The following is an 18,255-nucleotide window of genomic DNA, read 5'->3' as shown; positions in this document are numbered from 1 at the left end:
GGCTGGTGGGCAGGCGAGCACGTTCTCCGGCCCTCCCCGCCCCGTCATACATGTGCAGGTTTGAAGGGTGAAAACGCCCATTCCTGCCGCCACGTTCCTGCTGGGTCCGCTCTCCGCCGCGCTGCTCACCTTGGGCGCTCTGCTGCTGCCGGGTTTTGGTCCCGCGCCTTCACCCAAGGCCGCCGCGCCGGCCAACCCGGTCTGTCAACCCAAGGAAGGGGGCAATCCTTCCGCTTGCAAGGAGCTGGTGGAGCTGGAGGTGCGGGACGTCATCCCGCTCGTCGAGGCGAAGACCCACGCCGTGGTGCTCACCACCCCGGATGGCGCCATGGTGCTGCCCATCTTCGTGGACGAGTCGGCCGCGGTGGCCATCGCCTTCCGGCTCGCCCACCTGCGCTCGCCCCAGCCCCTGTCGCAGGATCTCCTCGGCTCGATGGTGGTGGAGCTGGGCGCCAAGGTGACCGAGGTCCGCATCGATGATCTCAAGGACGACATCTACGTGGGCCGGGTCTTCCTCGAACAGGGGGCGCGCAAGATGACCCTGGACGCCCGCCCCTCGGATTCCATCGCCATGGCGCTGGATGGCCGGGCGCGCATCCGGGTGACGCGCAAGGTGCTGGACGAGGCGGGCATCAGCCGCGAGGAGATCGACTCCCTGCGCGGAGGCGACGGCCCGGGCGTGGGCGGCAGCGGTGACCTGGACATGAAGGACGCCCTGCCCTTCACGCCCCATGGCCTCACTCCGCGTGAGAGCATGCCGTCCCCGCACCCCGGCTTGAAGCCGGAGCCGGGCCGCACGGACGAGATCAGCCTCTAGGACAACGGGGCCGACCCGGCTCGGATGGCTGGAGCAAGACGACGAAAACAGAACACCACGGCCCGCGCCAACGCCGCTGCTTACGCCCGCGCGTGAGCAACATTTATTCCCGGGGCCGTGAAACTGTCAAGGCACCCCCCCGTGCCTAGGATGTTCGCCCATGCGAAAGGCGAAGATCATCTGCACCCTGGGGCCGTCCTCGGATTCGGCGGTCGTCATCGAGGCGCTCATCCGGGCGGGCATGAACGTGGCCCGGCTCAACTTCTCCCATGGCACGCCCGAGGAGCACCGGCGCCGGGTCCAGCGCATCCGGCGGGCGTCGAGCCGGCTGGGCGTGCCCGTGGCCATCCTCCAGGACGTGCAGGGTCCGAAGATCCGCCTGGGCCGCTTCGAGGGGGGCCGCCTGGAGGTGAAGACGGGCGAGCAGGTGGTGGTGACGACGCGCAAGGTGCTCGGACAGGGCCACCTCATCCCCACGCCCATCCGCTCGCTGCCCCGGGACGTGGAGCCGGGCCACCCCATCCTCCTGGATGATGGGCGGGTGCGCCTGCGGGTGGACTCGGTGTCGGGCCAGGACGTGACGTGCACCGTGGAGCAGGGCGGCGTGCTCAAGGACCACAAGGGCCTCAACCTGCCGGGGGCGCATGTGTCGGTGCCCACCATCACCGCCAAGGACAGGGAGGATCTGGCCTTCGGACAGGAGCTGGGCGTGGACTACGTGGCGCTGTCCTTCGTGCGCTCGGCGGAGGACATCCAGCGGGCGCGCGCGCTCGTGGCCCGGGACACGCCGCTCATCGCGAAGATCGAGAAGCCCCAGGCGGTGGACCACCTGGACGCCATCGCGCGCGCGGCGGACGGCATCATGGTGGCGCGCGGCGACCTGGGCGTGGAGATGCCGCTGGAGAAGCTGCCCGCCCTGCAGAAGCAGATGGTGCGCCTGGTCAACCGCCTGGGCGGGCTGACCATCGTGGCCACGGAGATGCTGGAGAGCATGGTGACCAGCGCGCGGCCCACGCGCGCCGAGGTGTCGGACGTGGCCAACGCCATCCTGGACGGAGCGGACGCGGTGATGCTCTCGGGCGAGACGGCGGCGGGGAAGTTCCCGGTGGAGGCGGTGGCCACCATGGCGAGCATCGTGGAGGAGATTGAAACGGGCTCGGAGCGGACCGCGAGGGATGTGCCCTTCGAGCACGCTCGGGACGACATCTCCACGGGCGTGGCGGCGGCGGCGGTGGCCGCGGCCGAGCAGATGCGCATTGGCACCATCGTGGCGTACACCGAGCGCGGCCGCACCGCGCAGCTCATCTCCGAGTTCCGGCCGGGCGCGCGGGTGGTCGCGCTGACGCCCAACCCGGAAACCGTCAACCGCATGGCGCTCTACTGGGGCGTGACGCCGCTGCGGGTGGGCCGCCTGCACTCCACGGACGCGATGCTGCGGCAGGTACGCCGGCTGTGCCGCGAGGAGGGCCTGTGTCCCGGGGGCGCTCCCGTGGTCATCGTGGCCGGCGTGCCCCTCAACGAGCCGGGCAGCACCAACATGATCTCCGTGCACCGCATCTGAGGGCGCGCGGCCTACGGCTTCGGCAGGGCGCGCACCACCTCGGCCATGACCGGGTCGAAGGTATCCCGGGGCTTCCAGCCCAGCACGCGCTGGGCCTTCTCGGTCGAGAGCGTCCCCCGGAAGCTCATGAACGCGGGCAGCTGCGCCGACGGGACGGAGGGCAGCGGACGGGTCTTGAAGAGGTCCGTGTAGCGATGCCAGGGCGTGTGCCCGTCGCTGATGTTGAACGTCTGGCCCACGGCCTCGTCGACGCGCAGGGCGCGGATCACCGCATCCACCAGGCTGAGGACATGCACGTAGACCAAGGGGCGCCGTCCCTCGTCCACCTGCGCGAACTGTCCGGCCGCGATGTTCTTGGGCACCTGGGTCCCCCAGAAGGAGCTGGGGTGCACGCCGAGGATGACCGGAGGGCGGAGGATGACCGTGCGCAGGCCCCGGGCCGCCACCGCCTCCACCTCGCGCTCCGCCTCGATCTTGGTGATGGAGTAGGCATCCTTGTCATCCGCCAGGGGCAGGGTCTCGTCCACGACGCCCTCCCGGTCGCGCAGCGGGTAGACGGCGACGGTGGAGACGTGCACGAAGCGCTCGCAGCCGGTGGCGAGCGCGGCCTGGGCGAGCGTGCGCGTGCCCTCCACGTTCACCCGCCGGGCCTCGGAGACATCCGCAGTGGGCTGCACCGCGCAGTGCACGAGGGCCTGGGTGCCACGCACGGCGGCCTCCACGGAGCGCGCGTCCGTCAGATCTCCCAGCACCACCTCCACGCCGAACCGCTCCAGCTCCGCCTGGGCCTCGGGGCGCCGCACCAGCGCGCGAACCCGGACGCCCTGCTCGCGCAAGCCCCGGGCGACGTACGTCCCCACGAATCCGCTGGCCCCCGTCACGAGGACGACTTTGTCTTTCAGCTCCATATGAACCTCCCGTGGCGCCCAGGCTCGGGCACGCGCGGGAGTTCTATGCCACGTCCCTGGTGGGGTGAAATCCAGTGGTAAAGACAAACGTTGTCCTCACGTCGCTCCACCCCACCCTTGGAGATCGCATGAGCCTGGCCAGTCCCCCCCGACAGCCAGCCCACGTCACTTCAGCGGCGCCACGTAGGCGATCAGCTTGCCCATGTTGCTGACGAAGTCCGCGGTGGAGATGCCGGTCAACCGCGGCTTCTTCTCATAGGTGGCCGGCGGATCCTGGGAGTCGTAGGGGGAGGTGTCGTAGATGTCGCCGACGTGCTTGCTGCGGTACGCGTCACCGACATAGGGCGCGCTCGGCCCGTTGCCGCGGTACGGGTTGGTGACGAAGGAAGCCGCGACCGCCGGATCGCTGCGCACCACGGGCGTCAGCCAGTGATCCTTGGTGCCCAGGTCCTGAATCAGCGTGTCGACCGTCTCGTCCGTCACCGCGGACGTGGTCATCACCGCGTCGGCATACAAGTCGGGGAAGTCCACCTCGCGGAGCGAGAAGTACTTCGGCAGCGCCCGCGGCTGGGTGGTCTTCAGGGGCGACTTCGCCACCATCTGCGCGATCGCCGCGTCGCTCATCGAGCTGAGCTGTTCGTAGGTCGCCCGCAGATTGGCGATGTTGATGCTGCGGCCCGCCGAGTAGTGCGATGGCGTGTCGTGATGGTCGTGGTCCACGTAGTAGGCGCCATTCCAGATGTTGGAGCCGTAGCGGTGCACGAAAAGCGGCCGGTTGGTGCCCAGCTCGACGAAGGTCGGGTGCGTGCGGCCCTTGAGCAGCGGGTTCTCGGCGATCATCTGTTCCGTCAGCCGCGTGCTCTCGAGCCAGGCAATGGCCTCGGGCACCCGCTCGAGGTACTTGCGGTCGCCGGTGAGCCGGAAGTAGTGGAACAACTGCTGGATGTTCGTCTGGGTGGTGTGCGTGGCCAGGGCCCTGGGCTCATAGCTGCGCGCGCCGGCCGGGGCCCCCGCGGGGCGGCCGTCCTGGTCGGCCGACAGGTGTTGCAGCCCCCATCCGGCCTGCGGCGCCGGCTGCTGCAAGCGGCGCAGCGCCTCCATCGCGCGCGTGACGGGCTCGAGCAGCCGCGTCTCGCCGAGTCCGATCACGCACATCAGCAGGAACTTGATGTTCTCGCCGGCGACATCGTCGTTGAACGTGACATGCCGCGTGTAGTCGCCGTCCGCCATGCCCTGCGACGCGCCCTGCGGCAATTGCTCCGGATTGGGCCGTGGCATGGACGTGATCGCGTTGGGCGCCGGCGGATAGCGCTGCGGCCAGCCGCCATCGGCGATTCCACCCTTGTACTGCGCGTCGAGGACGAACGAGATCGCCTTGTTCAGCGGCTCGAGGAAGCGTGGATCGCGCTTCTCGAGGTACATGCGCAGGAGGACCTGCGAGGCCACCGCGGTGCCGGCATCGTCGAAGGTCGCGTTGCCGTAGTAATGCTGGAACTCCTCGAGCCGCCAGCCGTTGATGCCAACGGTTTCGTACCAGTGCTTCAGCGACTCTTCGCCCGCGAAGTCGTAGATGTAGTTCCAACCCCCGGCCGGATGTTGCGCCTCGATCAGCGCCAGGCAGCTGCGTTCGGCCGCCCGGTAGAACGCCTCGTCCCCGGTGGCGTGGTATGCGTCGAGGAAGGAATGAGCCGCGCTCGGCGTGCCGGGAGGCTGGATCCAGCACATGGTGCGCTTGGCTTCCATCTCGCCCCAGCTCTTGGACAGGTCCGCGAGATAGGCCCAGACATAGCCGCCGCGATAGGACACCCGCTCGTCCATGTACACGGCGGCGCGCTTCATGGCATCGCGAGCGCGGCTCGCCCGGTCGTCGGTGGGGGTCGGCTCCGTGGGTATTGGCTCCGTGGGAGTCGGCTTGTCGTCGTCACCGCCGCGGCACGCCGCCATGGCCAGCGGGGCGACCCCCAACAGCATGAATGTCCTGCGCTTCATCATCTCGCTCCTGTGGTCCAACGGCGGCGCCGACGCGTCGGAGATGCGGCATTCGCGCGAGCGTTCCCGCTTTGCTCGCGACGATCGCGCGAAGGGCATTCGGTTTCAACTCGTGCGCCGACGCGGGCACCGCTCGGGATTGACGCCGCGCATCACCCGTTGCACCCGCTCCAGGAGCCGGCTTCAAGCGTCCGGCTGCGCGTGAAGCCGCTCACGCGCACGCCACCGCCGGGCAAGCCCTCCCACGATGGCCCAGCCCACCCATCCCAGCGCGACCAGACCGGAGAGCGCCCCCACGGCATCTCCGATGCGCGCGTAGAGCGTGGGCACCCGCCCCACCGGCAACTCCGCGCGCAGCACCCGCTCCTCCGTCGTGAAGTGGTCCAACTCGCCATACACGCGCCCGTAGCCATCCACCGCCACCGACGTGCCCTGGTTGGCCTGCCGCAACATGCTGAACCCCTGCTCCACCGCGCGGAACACCGCCTGCCGCATGTGCAGCGAGCTGATGCTTCGCCAGTCGCTCGCGGGCAGCAGGAGCAGCTCGAGGCCCCGCGCCGTGGGTCCGGCGAACTGCGCCGGGAAGTCTCCATCGAAGCAGATGGCGCCGCCCACGTTCCCCACGCCCGAGTCCCGCAGCACCGGCACCTCCGGGCTGCCAGGAATGGAGTGGTCCGCTTCCCAACCCGGTACCGGCCGGGCCTTCACGTAGCGCCAGGCCACGCTCCCCTCCGGCCCCACCAGGATGAGCTCGTTGCGCAACATGCGCTCCGCCGAGGGCTCGAGGCTCGCCACCGCCATGGCGAGCCACACGCCGCGCTCGCGCGCCAGGGCGCTCCCCCTCGCGAGCAGGTCCGGCAGTTGCTCGGCCAGCACCACCGCGTTGCCCTCGGACCAGAGGATGAGCTTCGCCCCTCGCCCGGCCTCGCGCGCCGACAGGCGCAACAACTCCTCGTTCGCCGCCCCCGAGGCCTCGGCGAAGGCCCGCCAGTCCTCGTCACCAAAGACCTCGCCCTGGATGAGCCGGGACAGCCCCGCCTCGCGTCCCGCGGCCACCTCCCCCGCCACCGTGATGCCCGCGACCTGTACGCGCTCGCCCACGCTCCCCGCCCCCGCGAGCCGCAGCGCGCCGAAGGCGAGGATGGCCACCAGCACGCCCGCGAACGCCGCGACTCCGGGCAGCACGCGGCGCCCCTCGTCCCGGTGCTCGAAGGCCCAGTTGGCCACGGAGGCGAACCACACCAGGAGGAACGTCAGGCCCCACAGTCCCGTCACCGACACGAGCTGCACCAGCACGGGCGCGCCCGCCTGGGTGTAGGCCAGCGAGCCCCAGGTGCCGAACGGGTTGCCCAGGCTGCCGAAGAACTCCACCCACGTCATCGCCGCCGGCAGGAAGAGCGTCCCCGCGAAGGACGCTCGCGGCCCCACGATGAGCCGGTCCGCCAGGAACACCAGCGCCAGGAAGAGCGCGCCGCCAAAGGCCATCCCGAAACTGCCCGCAGCGGACCCCGGGAACACCTCGAGGTTCGTCAGGCCCGTGGCGAGCGTGTTCACGCCGAGGATGCCGGCGAAGCCCACCCACGGCCGCTGCTGGCGGACGAAGAAGAGCAGCAAGGCGCCCATCAACCAGCCGGGCAGCAGCGACCCGCGCGAGTTCAAGAGCATCGACATGCCGGCCCCACCCGCCAGGGCGAGCCAGGGCAGGAACACCGGCAGGCGCCGCGGGCCTTCTTCACCGCTCATACCGCTCCTCCTTCGTTTTCGAATCCTTCATGTGCGCCAGCCGCTGGAGCGCCTCTCGGGCCTCGTCGCACCAGCGCAGGTGCGCCTCCAGTCCGAGCAATCCCGCGCGAATGGACAGATGCAGATAGGGCAGCTCCGGGTCGCCCTCGCGCGAGCGGCGGACGTCCTCGTCGATGGGCCGCAGCGCGGCCAGCAGCGCCTCGGCCTCGGCCCGGCTGCGCTCCACGTGCGCCAGCGAGGCCTCCGGTCCCACCCGGGCGCCGAAGAAGAGCTTGAGCAGCAACTCGTTGCGCTCCACGTGGGGCACCACCGGTCGGCACAACCACTGCGCGAGCACCCGCCGCCCTTCCGCCGTCACCCGGTACACCTTGCGCACCCGCCCGCCTGGCGAATGCTCCTCCCGGTCGAGCGCGACCAGCCCCTCCCCCTCCATCCGCTCCAGCGTCGGGTACAGGTTGCCGTAGCTCTCCTGCCAGAAGTGCCCCACCGTCCGCTCGATGGCCTGACGCAGGCCGTAACCGCTCATGGGCTCCCGGCACAGCATCCCCAGGATCGCGAACTGACAGGTGTTCTCTCTCGCCACGGTGATCTCCTGCCCACCCTATATATCAGTCTGATACAAATGCACCACGAGAAATGACGCCCCGTGGGGCGGGCACCCTGGCCGCGCGTCCATCACGGAGGTGCACCCGGGCGGCCATGCCCGGGCGTGCGGCGCAGTGAAGGTTTCACGAACGCCAACCATCCGGACAGGACCGACGTCGGGTGCGCCGCTCCGTGGAGAAGGCTCAGCGCCCGAAGGCGTCGTGAAACCAGGCCCGTGCCGGGAAAGAGTTTCGAGAGAACAGCGAGAATCTCGTGGTGGGTGAGTCTGGGATTGGGACTCGTGGCCTGAGCTCGAGGGACGGGTGGAGGGGCTCGCGCGACCGCGCGGGGCGGAGCGCGTCCTCGCCCACGTGGATTCCCGGGGAGGCGGGGGCTGGCCGCGGGTGCGCGCCCGGAGCGAGCGGGACACGGAGAGAAGTTCTGATCGTCAGCCTTGTTTCGAAAGGGGCGGGTGCAATAGTCTCCGCGCGCCTGCATCCGTGGAGGGGTTGTTCACATGAAATTGCTGAGTCGGCTTGTCGCCCTGACGCTGTGCCTCGTAACCACCTTTGTCGAGGCTCGGACGTTCGAGGAGATCAAGAAGGACGGTAAGATCATCGTCGCCACCGAAGGCGGCTTCCCTCCCTTCAACTTCTTCCGGGGCCCGACGCTCACGGGATTCGAGGTCGAGCTCGCGGAGGCGCTGGCCAAGAAGATGGGTGTCCAGATCGAGTGGCGCTCGCTCGCGTTCGATGCGCTCCTCGCCGGCCTGCGCCAGGATCGCTGGGACATGGTGATCGCGTCGTTCGGCGTCACCCCCGTGCGCGCCAAGGCCGTCTCCTTCTCCAATCCCCACTACTGTTCGGGCGGGGTCATCGTCACGAAGAACCCGGCCATCCGGAAGGCGGAGGATCTCGCCGACAAGGTGGTGGCGGTGCAGACGGGCACCACCTATCTGGAGAACGTCCAGAAGCTCGCGAAGGTGAAGGACGTGAAGAACTTCCCGAAGGATACCGACGCGCGCACCGCGCTCGTCAGTGGTCGCGTGGATGCGTGGGTGACGGACAAGTTCGTCGCCAAGGCCGCCTTGGAGTCGGCCCCCTCCGCGGGCCTGACGATTGGCGACTTCGTGTTCATCGAGCACATTGCCCCCGCGGTGAAGAAGGGCAACACCTCGCTCGTGGAGGCCCTCAACAAGGCCCTCCAGGAAACCATGGCCGACGGCACGTACGAGGCGCTCTCCAAGAAGTACTTCAACGAAGACATCCGCTGCCGGTGAGCGCTCGCCAAGACGACATCACTGTGCGCCGGACGCCTCGATGAACGGTCTTCTCTCCGTCTGGCCCCAGGCCTGGACGCGCCAACAGCGCAGCAGCGCCACCATCGCCCTGGCGATCGTCGTACTGGTGGCTTTCTTGTGGCTGCTCGCCATTCCCCTCGCACTGGTGCCCGAGCCCATCGGCCCCGCCGCTCAGGAATTCGCGGAAGGTGCGCGCGTCACCGTGGAGCTGACGCTCGTCGCGGGACTGGTCGGCGTCGTGCTCGGCGTGCTCGCCGCCCTGGCGAAGCTGGCGCCCTTCCCTCCGCTGCGCTGGGTGGCTGGGCTCTACATCTGGGTGATCCGCGGCACACCCCTGCTCGTGCAGGTGCTGTTCGTGTTCCTCGCCCTGCCGCTGCTCATTCCCGGAATCCAGCTCTCGGACTTCAACTCGGCGGCCGCGGCGCTCGCGGTGAACGTGGGAGCCTATAACGCCGAGGCGCTCCGGGCCGGCATCCTCGCGGTTCCCAAGGGGCAGACCGAGGCGGCCCGGTCCCTGGGCCTGTCGCCCGCGCAGACCTTCCTCCACATCGTGTTCCCGCAGAGCTTCAAGATCGCGCTGCCGCCCCTGGTGAACAACGTGGTGGCGCTGCTCAAGGACTCCTCGCTGGCGTATGTCATCGGCGTCGTGGAGCTGTCCAACGTCGGCAACCGGGTGCAGGCCGCCACGTTCCAGCCCGTGCCGGTGTTCATCGCGACGGCGTGCATCTACCTCTTCCTCACGACCGTGCTGACCCAGATCTCGGGTGCCATCGAACAGCGGCTCGACGTCGAGCAGCGGTCCTGAGGGCCCACGCAAGAACATGTCGCTCGCCCAGCCCCCCCCCACCGCCTCGCAACAAACGCCGCTCATCACCGTGGAGGGCGTGAACAAACACTTCGGCGCCGCGCATGTCCTGCGCGATGTCTCCACCCGCTTCCACGAGGGCGAGGTCGCGGTCATCATCGGTGCCTCCGGCTCCGGGAAGTCGACGTTCCTGCGCACGCTCAACCGGCTCGAGAAGCACGACTCCGGACGGATCGTGGTGGAAGGCATCGAGCTGAATGACAACGTGAAGAACCTCGATGCGATCCGCCGCGAGGTCGGAATGGTGTTCCAGCAGTTCAATCTGTTCCCGCACCTCACCGTGCTCGAGAACATCACGCTCGCGCCCCGCCGCGTCCGCAAGACTCCACGCCAGGACGCCCAGCGCGCGGCGCTCGAGCTGCTCGCCCGCGTGGGCCTGAAGGACCACGCGAACAAACACCCGCACCAGCTCTCGGGCGGCCAGCAGCAGCGTGTGGCCATCGCGCGCTCGTTGGCGATGCAGCCGAAAATCCTGCTCTTCGACGAGCCGACCAGCGCCCTCGACCCCGAGATGATCAACGAGGTGCTGGACGTGATGAAGGACATCGCCCGCTCGGGCATGACGATGATCGTCGTCACGCACGAGATGCGTTTCGCCCGTGACGTGGGTGATCGGATCCTGTTCTTCGATCAGGGCCGCCTGCTTCAAGAGGCTCCTCCCGACGAGTTCTTCGACAAACAACAGAACGAGCGGATCCGGGGCTTCCTGGGACAGCTCGCGCACTAACCACCCAGACAGCGCAGTCGTATGGGCTCCGAGGAGATGAAAGTGATGAGGATGCGTCGGACGTTCGCAGGGCTCTCCACCGCGGTCCTGCTCCTGGGCTCCGCCGCCCCAGCCGCCGAGCAGGCACAGCAAGAACCACGGCCCTCGGACGTCGAGGCACTGCGCGCGGAGCTGAAGCGACTTCGCGAGGAGATGGACGCCCTCAAGGCGGCACGGCCCGAGGCCACCTCCGGGGCCACCACGGAGGAGCGGCTCGACGCCGTCGAGGTGAAACAAGAGGACGCGGTCGTCACGGGTGACATCCCCGGCTCCTTCCGCGTGCCCGGCACGGACATCTCGATGCGGTTCTACGGCTGGGCGGAGCTGAACTGGAATCACGACTTCCAGGGCGACAACTCCGACATCGACTACGCGACGTTCTCCCCCTACGTGCCGCTCGAAGGCACGCCCGAGGGCAACCGCAAGCACCGCGACTTCGTCCACGCCCGCACGTCACGGGTGGGGCTCGAGGCGGGCATGCCGACCCGCTTTGGCGTCCTCGGGGTGAAGGTCGAAGGTGACTTCAACAACGAGCCACGTACCGGCGACACCGCGCAGTACGGCTCCCCCCGGAACGTCATCACGCAGCAGCTGACGAGCAGCTACGGCTTCCGCCTGCGTCATGCGTACGGTCAGTTCGGCGGACTGCTCATCGGTCAGACCTGGTCCACCTTCATGGACATCGACAACTACCCCGAGACCGTGGACTTCAACGGGCCCGTGGGCGCGACCATCATCCGCCAACCGCAGATCCGCTACTCCTACGTCACCCAGTCGTTGGGCACCTTCACCGCCGCGCTCGAGAACTCGTCGAGCTATGTGCTCGATGAGGAGGGCGCCGTGATGGCCTCGAGCCTGTCGCGCATGCCCGACTTCGTCGTGCGCTGGGACAAGAGCTTCCAGTGGGGTGCGCTGAGCGCGCGCGCCGTGACGCAGGAGCTGCGCGTCAAGGATGGCGAGGAGGTGGACGCGATCCGGCGCGGTTGGGGCGCCGCGGTCAGCGGGCTCGTGAAGGTCCGCGGCAGCGACATCTTCACCTTCGGCGTGACAGGGGGTAAGGGCGTGGGGCGCTACCTCAACTACTCCGAGGGCGCCCTCTACGAGACGGAAGCCAATCGGATCCGGCTCGAGAAGGCCCTCGGCTTCCTCGTCGGCTACCAGTTCAAGCCCACCGACTGGCTGCGCTTCAATGTGGTCTACGGCATGGCGCGCCACTTCGACGACGATTTCACCGAGCTCGCCGTGTCGACCGGGCTCGACAGTGGCCGCTTCGGCATCAACCGCTTCGTCCAGCAGGCCAACTTCGGCCCCATCTTCACGCCGATGAAGAACGTCGACCTGGGGCTCGAGGCGAGTCTGGCCGAACGCCGGACGCTCGCCGGGGAGAAGGGCTACATGACGCGCCTGAACTTCATGGCCCGGTACTACATCAACTAAACCCGAGCATCTGCATGTGGAGGCGGCTGGAGGGGCGAGGGGAGCCCCTCCGCCGGCTCGTCGCGCCCAGGCGCCGAACACCCTCTCCCAGAGACAGGTGCCGTTGGCCGGGCGAGGTGCATACACGCATCCCGCCTATACGCTAAGCTCGCCACTGTCTTACGAACGCAGGCGATCGGAAGGCCGGGTATGTACAAGATCTCCAGAGTCATCATCTTCGGCGATAGCTGCTCCGATATTGGCAATATGTACAATCGGGCCCTATCGAATCTCCCCCAGGTGAAGCTCAACGACTACGGCCGCTTCTCGGACGGGAAGAACTGGGTCGATTTCTTCTGGGAGTCCGTCGGCGGGGAGCTCTTCTACCGCGAAGATGTGAAGAAGACGGTGGAGAAATCGAAGAAGCATCTGCGCCTGGCGACTGGCGGTTCGTGGCCCCGCGGCAAGATGGAGCTCGCCAATTACGCGGAAGGGGGCGCCACCGCCCTGCACTCCTCCGACGGCCAGGACTGGGGGGGCTGGTTTGCCTCGGGAGTCCTGTCGACGCTCAAGGACGAGGTGGCGAAGTACATGGAGGATCGCAAGAAGGACACGTCGCGCGTTTTCGCCGACAGCCAGACCCTCTTCATCATCTGGATCGGCGCGAACGACGTCGTCACCGTCAACCGGGACCCGTCGGCGATGCCAAAGGTCGCGGAGTACGTCTTCGAGACAGCGCAGAACCTCCTGAACGAAGCATCAGGGTCCCACGTGGTCATCGTCGGCCTGCCCGATCCGCAGTTCATGCCTCGCTTCTTCGATCCGAAGAAGGACGCCGAGGCGAGGAAGGTGGACACCAATCATCGGAAGAAGATCTCGACGGGCGCGAGCAACTTCAACAACCGGCTGGCGCAGCTCGTCACCGCCCAGGTGAAGATTCAGCACCTCTTCAATAAATCGACGCTCGAATTCTTCGATATCGGGCAGATCCTGACCCCGAAATTCCTGGCCAAGCAAGGCTTTGCCCCGTTCGCGCAACCCGACACGTTCAAGCCGGGAGACCGGGTCGGTAAGAACGTCCTGAAGGCTCCCCTGCTGACGTACACGGACACGGCCCTGGATGAGGATTTCCTCTACGGCACCGTCTCCGACAAGCTGCACCCCTCCGAGGGGGTCTACGCGACAATCGCCGAGGTGCTGACGTCGTACTTCCAGAAGAGTTGTTACTTCGACTTCAAGCCGTAGCGGCACGGCCGGAAACCGGTGCCCATGCTCCGGCCCCCGCTGGCGCTGGAGTGCGTCCAGGAACGGCTACAGTGACTATTCCACCTACGCCGACACGCTGTCCGCCAGACTCGTCGTGGCGGATGACCGCGAGGACGCCATCGGGAAGGTGAGCGCGGACCACCACCTCGTCGGCCACTCCAGCCAGATCGGTCCCAAGCTGCGCGAGCTGCTCGAGAAGGGGCTCGTGGATGAAGAGGGCAAGTGGTCCTACACCACGCTCGCGAACAAGCTGCTGAAGAAGGAAGCACTGCTGCCGTGACGTGATGCCATACCCGCACGCGGCCTCGAGCGTGGACGAGATGTGGAACCGGTGGCTAGGGTCCGCGCCATGTCCGCCACCCGCTACGGCTTCATCGACACGACAGGGGAACTGGTCATCCCCAGCCCCCATGGAACGCCCTTCACCTTCAACGAAGGGCTGGCCCGCATGCCCGCGGGGGATGGCTGGGCCTTTGTCGACGTGAAGGGACAGCAGGCGCTGAAGGTGAGGCGCGCCTTCTCGGGCTTCAGCGATGGGCTGGCGCTGACGGACACGGGCTTCATCGATACGCGGGGCACGCTCGTGTTGCCAGTGGCGTTCAAGGCCAACTTCACCAGGTACGTCATCGCGGGAGCCGCGTACTCGAACGTGGGCCGCTTCGGCTCGGGGCTCGCACCGGTGATGCGCTCCGGGGCAAAGGCCACGGACGGCTACATCAATCCCCAGGGCGAGGTGGTGCTGGATGGCTTCGGAGGCGGACTGGCCCGCCCCTTCCTGAAGGGCAAGGCGCTGGTCGCACTCAAGAAGCCCCCCAAGGGCGAGTACTGGCGCCTCATCGACCCGAAGGGAGCGTGCCTCGCCACCTATCCCTTCGAGACGATGAGCACCTCGTTCTCGGAGGGCCTCGCGCTGGTGCAGAAGGGAAAGACGTTCGGCTTCGTGGACGAGGCCGGCACGTGGGTGCTGGAGCCCACGATCTCCTGCTGGGAGGGCGAGCTGTCCGAGTGCTGGTTCAACGAGGGGCTCGCCCGGGTGAAGGTGAAGGGGCGCTATGGTTTCATCGACAAGAAGGGGGCCCAGGTCATCGAGCCCCGCTTCGAGGCGGTGAATGGGGCGTTCTCCGAGGGCCTGGCCGCCGTGAAGGAAGGCGGCCTGTTCGGCTACGTTCGCCCGGACGGAAGCTGGGCGGTGACGCCCCGCTTCGCCGTGGCCCAGCCCTTCTCCCACGGGCGCGCCGTCGTGTTGCTCGCCGAGTGAGCGCGTCCAGCTATCCAGCCTTGTCCATCCGGCCCCACGACCCTTCCTCCAGACACTCTCGGAGCACCCAGCGCATGTGCTCGTCGAAGTCGAAGGTGCAGCCAGAGAGATCGGGTGTCTCATCCAGGAGCCACGTCGCGAGGTCGAAATCGTCGTGGTAGGCCTGCATGATGAGCGCCCCTTTGGCCCGGCACAGTTGCGTATCGAAGCTGTAGAAGTCGCTCACGTACGAGTCCGCGATGTATTGGAATGGAACGAGCCGCCTCCTCACCTCCAACTCGCGGCGGGCGGCTTCCTTCTCTTCTTCCCCGTCGCCGAACGAGTCCTCCTCCACGAACTCCTTGTTCCATTCGTGGCGCTCCAACACCTCCGCGGGGCTCAGCATTCGGGCTCGCTCCATGCCACGCCAATTCGTCGCGCAGAACAGACCGTGCCGAGTGATGAATTGAAGGTACGCTTCTGGAAGCACCTTGCCCAGCGTGCTTTCCAGCCGCCTCAGCTCCTTTGCATCAACTGGCGTCACTCGCACCGCTCTGAGGGGAAGGTCCTTCTCGCGCTCGAGACAATCCTTCAGGGCTGCAATGGCTTCAATGGCACTCAGCACGTTTCCGGCTCCTCGGTTCCCGACACTGGAAGTGCGCGAAATCCACACGGGGGGATTGTGAGAGCTGGGGACCTGCCCTCCCTGAGCACCCGCTTGTTGGAGTAGATCCGGAACATACACACCTCCCGGAACCCCATCCGTCGATAGATGCCCACCCCGTCCGGCGAGGCCTGAAGGGCGCCGCGCTTCGCGCCGAGAGAGCGCGCGAAGGACAGGGAGAAGAGGGTGATGGCCGAGCCGTAGCCCCGGTTGCGGTGCTCGGCCAGGGTGCTGATGTCGAAGATGTGCGCGCCCTCCCCCTCCAGATAGATGGAGCTCGTCGCCACCGGGCGGCCATCGACGAACCCGAGGAAGAGCTTCAGTGGACGCTCCGCGAGCCGTCCCAGCCGGGCCACCTTCTCGTAGAAGGGCAGGACGTAGACGTCCGGCGGCTCGAACAGCGAGGCGATGATGCGGCCGAAGGCTTCCATCTCCTCTGGCCTCTCCACGAGCTTGATCTCCAGTCCGGCAGGCGGGTTCAGCACCGGAAGCTCACGGAGATCCGCGAGCATCCCCACGTCGGCCTCGTCCTCGACGAAGCCGTGGCGCTCGAGTGCTTCCAGGAGCGGGGCTTCCCGGAGTTCATCGCAGGTCCACCACGCCGCGGGCAGCCTCCTCGCGTTGAACTCCCCGCAGATACGTTCGGCCAGCGCCGGGCCTTCTTCACCCAGTCGCTTGCTGATCACCAGGTTGAAGGTGTCGGTCTCGTGGCCGGAGTCGATGACCGCGTGGTTCGCGGTGTGTTCGACCCGCACCGGTTGGCCGAGCTGGGCCGGATAGTAGGTGTTCTTCCCGATCAACCCCTCGAACAGGAACTCCAGATGCGAATCCATGCGGGGGATTGTACGTGGCGCGTGGGCCAGGCGGCCGTCCAAATCCGCCGCGGGTGTGCGCGGCCGGAAGAGACCGCGCTTCAGAGGAAATGATAGAACCCCACGGAGGATCTGTCCGCGTACTCATCCTTCAGCCAGGCCGAGGTGAATTCCATCAGGTCCTCGGCGGAATTGAATGTCGCGATCCCCGCATTGGGCTCGAAGTACTTGTATTTACCCACGCGCCGGTCCACGTATGCCGCCATCGCGTGCCGGGTGACATGGACGTAATAGCATCCATGATAGGAGAGGATCGGTTCCAGCCGCCCGGCGGAAAAGGGCACCTTCGAGTTGAACAGGAGGGCTCGGCGGACGATCTTCAATTGCTTGTTGGAGGCTTTATCCATCATCAACTCAGCGCGCTCGTAGGGCATGCGCTCTTCTTGAGATGAGGAGCTCTCGATGTCTTGCAGGTTGACCAGATTCTCCACGCCTCGCCAGCGAATCAGCTTCCGGAAGCTCAGTGGTGGATTTGTCGGCTCTTGGCGGCCCATCACCTTCGACGACATGCCATTCACCAACTTCTTCACCTTCTTGGCATGTTTTTTCGAGTCCGTGCTCTCGTACTTCTTCTTCTCCTCATTCCACTGTCCACGAAACTTCCAGTAATCCCCCACATCATGAGCCTTGATCAAGGGGAACAGGCGGGACGGGTCGTCGTAGTGGATACCGAAGTTGAGCATCTCCAGGTCATCCTCATCTTCGTCATCCTCCTGGACAGTCGTGCGCTCGAGGGGCGGGTGCGCGTCTTGATACTCCTTGAAGCTCTTCACCAGACCCTCTACCTGCCCCGAGTCAGCGAAGTCATGCCCGCGCAGGAAGGTGCTGTAGAGGAAAACGATGGAGCTGGCCGCACACACGCCCTCTTGATGCCTTTTGGCCACCTGCTTGCAATAGGTGCTCTGGTTCCACCACTTGTACTTTCCGCCACACTTGGTGGTCAGCTCCTCGAAATTTTTCTGGGTCATGGCTCCTCCTGCACATTGGGTGAAATCCTAGAGGGATGGCGGGATGCGAAGCAAGCCACGGGCCCCCGTACGCTCGGGACTCCTTGCTCGGGCCGCGTGTCCGTCTAGTCTGGGCAGAGCATCAACGGCACGATCTTCCGGCAGTTGTCACACGACTCGATCGTGTGGCGATCCGGGTAGATGGCGTGGCTTTTCGAGGGCTCGAACCAGACCTCCGTCATGCTGTACGGCCACTCTCCCGCCTGGATGGCGGCATGAATGAGTCGCGGAGCCGCGCACTTGTACTGGCTCACATCCTGCGCGCTCCGAGCCGCCTGTGCTCCGGACCGATTGCGAACGGTACCGGTCACCGGCCCGGCATAGATGAAACCCAGGGACTCGGCCACCTTGGCGAACCCCGCGTTCGAGTGTTGGCCGCTATGGCTGGCATACACGTTGTCGCTGTCGGCGACTTGCAGGACACCGATCATCTCCGCGGTGGTGTCGCTGTAGCCGAGGGCCATCTTGTCTCCCTTCACCGTCAAGCCCTCCTTGTTCATCAGCGCCTGGTAGAGCCTCAGTGCATCCTGGATGGTCCCCTCCAACCGGGGGGCATCTATCATGGCTGTTCGTCTGCCCTCGTCCTCTTTCTGGTACTTCTTGCGCAGCTTGTCTTTCTGCGTGTTGCTCGTGGCATTCTCGATGGTTCCGGGGCTGACGGTGCGCAAGGGCTTGGACCATCGCTTGATCTGCTCTTCGAGACCATCCACCGTTGTTTCGAGCAGGCGATGCTGCTCGCGCTCGGCATCGCAGTGCTTGCACATGTCCTCAGTCGTCCAGAGGTCGAGTGGCGCACCATTCCATGCGTGTGGGTAAGCACCATAGCTGCGCCCCGTGAGGGAGCTGGAGACCATGGAGGGCGCCTCGATGTTGTCGGCGAGATCCGTGGTTCGCAGCCAGCCCTCGCGCCACCGCTGTTGGGTGGGCTCCACCAGCGCAACGACTGGAACGAGACGAGCAATCGTGAATCCCGCCTTGGGTTGCTCATGGGGCAACATGCCGACGTGCGTGCCTGGAGGAAGGATGACGGCGGGCTCGTAGTCCGTCGCGGACTTGCTCGCATAGAGGTGGACAAAGTGGTTCCTGGTGCGTGGCATGCTCTCCGCTCCTTCTTCGCTGACAGCTCTTCCAAGTGCGTCACCGCGGGTTGGGTCGCGTTGTCAGGATGGCATTGGGCAGCCTGGCATAACATCAAAAAGAGAAAAATCCGGAATCGCGGAACGAGCGCACCGAAGGCGAAGATGACCTCGGGCGGCAAA

At 66.6% G+C, this 18,255-nt stretch carries 17 protein-coding genes; 9 read left to right on the top strand and 8 right to left on the bottom strand.

The window, feature by feature from the left end; genetic code table 11:
- Positions 1-67: 67 nt before the first annotated feature.
- Together D187_RS41705 and pyk are read left to right on the top strand one after the other, a co-directional pair.
- On the top strand, positions 68-817 hold the full coding sequence (locus tag D187_RS41705) for a bifunctional nuclease family protein (protein WP_002625332.1): 750 nt from the start codon (positions 68-70) through the stop codon (positions 815-817).
- A 160-nt stretch (positions 818-977) separates the two neighbouring features.
- Entirely contained in the window at positions 978-2,378 is a 1,401-nt protein-coding gene (gene pyk, locus D187_RS41700; RefSeq protein ID WP_002629816.1) for a pyruvate kinase, read from the top strand.
- 11 nt (positions 2,379-2,389) lie between these two features.
- Here the strand turns inward: pyk and D187_RS51190 are convergent, their stop codons facing one another.
- The 4 genes from D187_RS51190 to D187_RS41680 form a co-directional block, all read right to left on the bottom strand.
- Positions 2,390-3,286: an NAD-dependent epimerase/dehydratase family protein gene (locus tag D187_RS51190; RefSeq protein WP_002629817.1), complete on the bottom strand. Its 897-nt coding sequence runs from the start codon at positions 3,284-3,286 to the stop codon at positions 2,390-2,392.
- Between the two features lie 165 nt (positions 3,287-3,451).
- Positions 3,452-5,275, bottom strand: a complete 1,824-nt coding sequence (locus D187_RS41690) for a pectate lyase (RefSeq protein ID WP_043434498.1) — start codon at positions 5,273-5,275, stop codon at positions 3,452-3,454.
- A 183-nt stretch (positions 5,276-5,458) separates the two neighbouring features.
- Complete coding sequence (locus D187_RS41685) at positions 5,459-7,018, bottom strand: apolipoprotein N-acyltransferase (RefSeq protein WP_002629819.1); 1,560 nt, start codon at positions 7,016-7,018, stop codon at positions 5,459-5,461.
- Entirely contained in the window at positions 7,008-7,601 is a 594-nt protein-coding gene (locus D187_RS41680) for a PadR family transcriptional regulator (RefSeq protein WP_002629820.1), read from the bottom strand. The genes D187_RS41685 and D187_RS41680 overlap by 11 nt, the downstream gene beginning before the upstream one ends.
- A 519-nt stretch (positions 7,602-8,120) precedes the next feature.
- On the opposite strand from D187_RS41680, the gene D187_RS41675 reads away from it, so the two are divergent.
- The 7 genes from D187_RS41675 to D187_RS41645 all read left to right on the top strand — a co-directional run bounded on the left by D187_RS41675 (position 8,121) and on the right by D187_RS41645 (position 14,474).
- Positions 8,121-8,882, top strand: coding sequence for an ABC transporter substrate-binding protein (locus D187_RS41675; protein WP_002629821.1), 762 nt, complete (start codon positions 8,121-8,123; stop codon positions 8,880-8,882).
- 40 nt (positions 8,883-8,922) lie between these two features.
- On the top strand, positions 8,923-9,708 hold the full coding sequence (locus D187_RS41670) for an amino acid ABC transporter permease (RefSeq protein ID WP_002629822.1): 786 nt from the start codon (positions 8,923-8,925) through the stop codon (positions 9,706-9,708).
- Between the two features lie 16 nt (positions 9,709-9,724).
- Positions 9,725-10,495, top strand: coding sequence for an amino acid ABC transporter ATP-binding protein (locus D187_RS41665; RefSeq protein ID WP_002629823.1), 771 nt, complete (start codon positions 9,725-9,727; stop codon positions 10,493-10,495).
- A gap of 51 nt (positions 10,496-10,546) precedes the next feature.
- The gene (locus D187_RS41660) at positions 10,547-11,971 is read left to right on the top strand and encodes a DcaP family trimeric outer membrane transporter (protein WP_211241639.1); all 1,425 of its coding nucleotides are present in this window, start codon (positions 10,547-10,549) and stop codon (positions 11,969-11,971) included.
- A 189-nt stretch (positions 11,972-12,160) separates the two neighbouring features.
- Positions 12,161-13,195: an SGNH/GDSL hydrolase family protein gene (locus D187_RS41655; RefSeq protein ID WP_002629825.1), complete on the top strand. Its 1,035-nt coding sequence runs from the start codon at positions 12,161-12,163 to the stop codon at positions 13,193-13,195.
- Positions 13,196-13,310: 115 nt separating this feature from the next.
- Positions 13,311-13,496, top strand: coding sequence for a hypothetical protein (locus D187_RS41650; RefSeq protein WP_002629826.1), 186 nt, complete (start codon positions 13,311-13,313; stop codon positions 13,494-13,496).
- A 69-nt stretch (positions 13,497-13,565) separates the two neighbouring features.
- Positions 13,566-14,474: a WG repeat-containing protein gene (locus D187_RS41645; RefSeq protein WP_002629827.1), complete on the top strand. Its 909-nt coding sequence runs from the start codon at positions 13,566-13,568 to the stop codon at positions 14,472-14,474.
- A 10-nt stretch (positions 14,475-14,484) separates the two neighbouring features.
- On the opposite strand, the gene D187_RS41640 is transcribed toward D187_RS41645, so the two are convergent.
- From D187_RS41640 to D187_RS41625, 4 genes are all read right to left on the bottom strand, one after another.
- Positions 14,485-15,078 carry an SMI1/KNR4 family protein gene (locus D187_RS41640; RefSeq protein WP_043434230.1) on the bottom strand — a complete coding sequence of 198 codons (594 nt, stop codon included), beginning with the start codon at positions 15,076-15,078 and terminating at the stop codon, positions 14,485-14,487.
- The gene (locus D187_RS41635) at positions 15,072-15,950 is read right to left on the bottom strand and encodes a GNAT family N-acetyltransferase (protein WP_002629829.1); all 879 of its coding nucleotides are present in this window, start codon (positions 15,948-15,950) and stop codon (positions 15,072-15,074) included. Before D187_RS41635 ends, D187_RS41640 begins: the two co-directional genes overlap by 7 nt.
- An 80-nt stretch (positions 15,951-16,030) precedes the next feature.
- The gene (locus D187_RS41630; protein ID WP_002629830.1) at positions 16,031-16,957 is read right to left on the bottom strand and encodes a YopT-type cysteine protease domain-containing protein; all 927 of its coding nucleotides are present in this window, start codon (positions 16,955-16,957) and stop codon (positions 16,031-16,033) included.
- Between the two features lie 104 nt (positions 16,958-17,061).
- Complete coding sequence (locus D187_RS41625; RefSeq protein ID WP_002629831.1) at positions 17,062-18,093, bottom strand: hypothetical protein; 1,032 nt, start codon at positions 18,091-18,093, stop codon at positions 17,062-17,064.
- Positions 18,094-18,255 lie beyond the last annotated feature (162 nt).

It is taken from the genome of Cystobacter fuscus DSM 2262 (assembly GCF_000335475.2).
Classification (GTDB): Bacteria; Myxococcota; Myxococcia; order Myxococcales; family Myxococcaceae; genus Cystobacter; species Cystobacter fuscus.
The sequence above is the reverse complement of the archived record's forward strand: the minus strand, read 5'-3'. Positions and strand labels throughout refer to the sequence as shown.

What these genes read in the sequence shown, in the direction of transcription:
- pyk (WP_002629816.1), top strand. Translation starts at nt 978, where the DNA reads ATGCGAAAGGCGAAGATCATCTGCACCCTGGGGCCGTCCTCGGATTCG.
- D187_RS51190 (WP_002629817.1), bottom strand. Translation starts at nt 3,286, where the DNA reads ATGGAGCTGAAAGACAAAGTCGTCCTCGTGACGGGGGCCAGCGGATTC.
- D187_RS41690 (WP_043434498.1), bottom strand. Translation starts at nt 5,275, where the DNA reads ATGAAGCGCAGGACATTCATGCTGTTGGGGGTCGCCCCGCTGGCCATG.
- D187_RS41685 (WP_002629819.1), bottom strand. Translation starts at nt 7,018, where the DNA reads ATGAGCGGTGAAGAAGGCCCGCGGCGCCTGCCGGTGTTCCTGCCCTGG.
- D187_RS41675 (WP_002629821.1), top strand. Translation starts at nt 8,121, where the DNA reads ATGAAATTGCTGAGTCGGCTTGTCGCCCTGACGCTGTGCCTCGTAACC.
- D187_RS41670 (WP_002629822.1), top strand. Translation starts at nt 8,923, where the DNA reads ATGAACGGTCTTCTCTCCGTCTGGCCCCAGGCCTGGACGCGCCAACAG.
- D187_RS41665 (WP_002629823.1), top strand. Translation starts at nt 9,725, where the DNA reads ATGTCGCTCGCCCAGCCCCCCCCCACCGCCTCGCAACAAACGCCGCTC.
- D187_RS41660 (WP_211241639.1), top strand. Translation starts at nt 10,547, where the DNA reads ATGCGTCGGACGTTCGCAGGGCTCTCCACCGCGGTCCTGCTCCTGGGC.
- D187_RS41655 (WP_002629825.1), top strand. Translation starts at nt 12,161, where the DNA reads ATGTACAAGATCTCCAGAGTCATCATCTTCGGCGATAGCTGCTCCGAT.
- D187_RS41645 (WP_002629827.1), top strand. Translation starts at nt 13,566, where the DNA reads ATGTCCGCCACCCGCTACGGCTTCATCGACACGACAGGGGAACTGGTC.
- D187_RS41635 (WP_002629829.1), bottom strand. Translation starts at nt 15,950, where the DNA reads ATGGATTCGCATCTGGAGTTCCTGTTCGAGGGGTTGATCGGGAAGAAC.
- D187_RS41630 (WP_002629830.1), bottom strand. Translation starts at nt 16,957, where the DNA reads ATGACCCAGAAAAATTTCGAGGAGCTGACCACCAAGTGTGGCGGAAAG.
- D187_RS41625 (WP_002629831.1), bottom strand. Translation starts at nt 18,093, where the DNA reads ATGCCACGCACCAGGAACCACTTTGTCCACCTCTATGCGAGCAAGTCC.